Origin of the sequence: Massilia sp. CT11-108, from assembly GCF_047302915.1 — a bacterium.
GTDB classification, from domain to species: domain Bacteria; phylum Pseudomonadota; class Gammaproteobacteria; order Burkholderiales; family Burkholderiaceae_D; genus Telluria; species Telluria orientalis.
On the sequence record NZ_JBKYMO010001343.1, the window covers coordinates 1 to 359 of the forward strand.

The 359-nt window shown below is 68.2% G+C and carries 1 protein-coding gene; it reads left to right on the forward strand.

The features are described from left to right. The coding region (locus tag ACEN88_RS34715) for a 2-oxo acid dehydrogenase subunit E2 (protein WP_413346956.1) at window positions 1–266 on the forward strand (266 nt) is incomplete at its 5' end. Between the last annotated feature and the right edge of the window lie 93 nt (window positions 267–359).

Sequence of the window (359 nt, forward strand, 5' to 3'; positions counted from 1 at the left end):
GTCAGGAACAGCGCGGCACGTTCACCGTGACGAACCTGGGCAATACCGCCATCGACAGCTTCACGCCGATCATCAACAGCCCGCAAGTGGCCATCCTCGGCGTCACGCGCGTCGCGGCCCGGCCCGTGGCGCGCGGGAACGAGGTCGCGGTCGCGCCGATGATGGGCCTGCACCTCGTGTTCGACCACCGGGCCGTCGACGGCTTCCCGGCCGCGCTGTTCCTGACGGACCTGAAACGGCGGCTGGAAGCCGCGAAGGAGCTGTAATGGATGCCCGGATGGTCTTCATCGACACCGTGACCTCGTACGAGGAACAGGCGTGGAACGCGGCCCAGCTGCGCGAACCCGTCACCGAGCCGC